The organism is Streptomyces sp. McG3, from assembly GCF_018619185.1.
Taxonomy (GTDB): Bacteria; Actinomycetota; Actinomycetes; order Streptomycetales; family Streptomycetaceae; genus Streptomyces.
In genome coordinates this window covers 1-2025 of the sequence record NZ_JAAXYC010000536.1, presented here as the reverse complement: position 1 = coordinate 2025, position 2025 = coordinate 1, and the positions used below count along the sequence as shown (strand labels likewise).

1 protein-coding gene is annotated in these 2025 nt (G+C 76.0%); it reads right to left on the bottom strand.

Annotated features, from left to right (window positions below; translation table 11 throughout):
- Positions 1-2025 (bottom strand): type I polyketide synthase (locus HET64_RS38205; protein ID WP_215111814.1); only part of this gene is annotated, 2025 nt, incomplete at both ends.

The window sequence follows — 2025 nt, the reverse complement described above, 5'->3', positions numbered from 1 at the left end:
GGAGACGACCGTGGACCGGGGCCCGTTGACGGCGGCGACCTCCAGCCCCTCCCCCACCTCGGCGAGGCGTGCTCGTACGGTGTCGGCGGGCAGTGCCACGGACGCCATGCCGCCGCGCCCGGCGAGGCTGCGGCGGATGATCCTGCTGCGCTCGGCGACGACGCGCGCGCCGTCCTCCAGGGACAGCGCACCCGCGACGACGGCGGCGGCGATCTCGCCCTGCGAGTGGCCGACCACCGCGGCCGGGGTCACGCCGAACGACTGCCACAGGCGGGCCAGCGACACCATCACCGCCCAGGTCGCGGGCTGCAGCACGTCCACGCGGGACAGGTCGCCGGCCAGTTCGGCCCGCAGGTCCCAGTCCGTGTAGGGCGCGAGCGCCCGGGCGCAGGCGTCGAGCGACGCGTCGAAGACGGGGAACGCGGCGGCCAGTTCACGTCCCATGCCGGACCACTGGGCGCCCTGTCCGGGGAAGACGAAGACGGGTCCGGCGGCGGTGGAGCCGACGGTCCCGGTGACCGTGGTGCCGGCCGGTGCGCCGTCGGCGAGCGCGGCGAGGGCGGGCAGCAGTTCGTCCGGGCCGTCGCCGATCAGGACGGCGCGGTGGTCGAGGGCGGCCCGGGTGGTCGCGAGGGAGAGCCCGGTGTCGGCCGGGTGGGGGGCGTCGTCGGTGCTGAGGCGGGTGTGCAGGCGCCGGGCCTGGGCGGCGAGCGCCGGGGCGGTACGGGCGGAGAGGCTCCAGGCGACGGGAGCGTCGGTGCGTCGCTGGGCGACGCCGTCGTCCGGGCCCGGCGGGGCCTCTTCCAGGATGACGTGGGCGTTGGTGCCGCTGATGCCGAAGGACGACACGGCGGCGCGGCGGGGGCGGCCGCGGTCGGGCCAGGCCGCGGCCTCGGTCAGCAGCGACACGGCGCCCGCGTCCCAGTCGATGTACGGGGACGGCTCGTCGGCGTGGAGCGTCTTCGGGAGGGTGCGGTGGTGCAGGGCCATGACGGTCTTGATGACACCGCCGACGCCCGCGGCAGCCTGGGCGTGGCCGATGTTGGACTTGAGGGAGCCGAGCCGCAGGGGGTGCTCGGGGTCGCGGTCGCTGCCGTACGTGGCGAGCAGTGCCTGGGCCTCGATGGGGTCGCCGAGGCGGGTGCCGGTGCCGTGTGCCTCGACGGCGTCCACGTCGTCCGGGGTGAGCCCGGCGCCGCGCAACGCCTGCCGGATCACCTGCTGTTGGGCGTCGCCGTTCGGAGCGGTGAGGCCGTTGCTGGCGCCGTCCTGGTTGACGGCGGAGCCACGGAGTACGGCGAGGACCCGGTGCCCGTTGCGCCGGGCGTCCGCGAGCCGTTCGAGGACGACGACACCGACGCCCTCGGCCCATCCGGTGCCGTCGGCGCCGGAGCCGAACGCCTTGCAGCGGCCGTCGGCCGACAGCCCGCGCTGCCGGCTGAACTCCAGGAACATGCCGGGGTGCGGCATGACGGTGACCCCGCCGGCGAGGGCGAGGGAGCAGTCGCCCTGGCGGAGCGCCTGGGCGGCGAGGTGGAGGGCGACGAGTGAGGAGGAGCAGGCGGTGTCCACGGTGACGGCGGGGCCGCGCAGGCCGAGACCGTAGGACACGCGCCCGGAGAGGACACTGCCCGCCGTGCCGGTGAGCATCTGGCCCTGGAAGTCCTGGGGTGCTTCGTGGAGGCGGGTGCCGTACTCCATGGCCATGGCACCGGCGAAGACTCCGGTCGGGGTGCCGCGCAGGGCGCCGGGGGGGATCCCCGCGCGCTCGACGGCCTCCCAGGAGGTCTCCAGCAGCAGCCGCTGCTGCGGGTCCATGGTCCGGGCCTCGCGGGGCGAGATGCCGAAGAACGGGGCGTCGAAGTCGCCGGCCCCGTCGAGGAATCCGCCCTTGCGGACGTAGGAGGTGCCGGGGTGCTCGGGGTCCGGGTGGTACAGCGCGTCGAGGTCCCAGCCACGGTCCGTGGGGAACGGGCCGATGGCGTCGGCGCCCTCGGCCACGAGGCGCCAGAGGTCCTCGGGCGA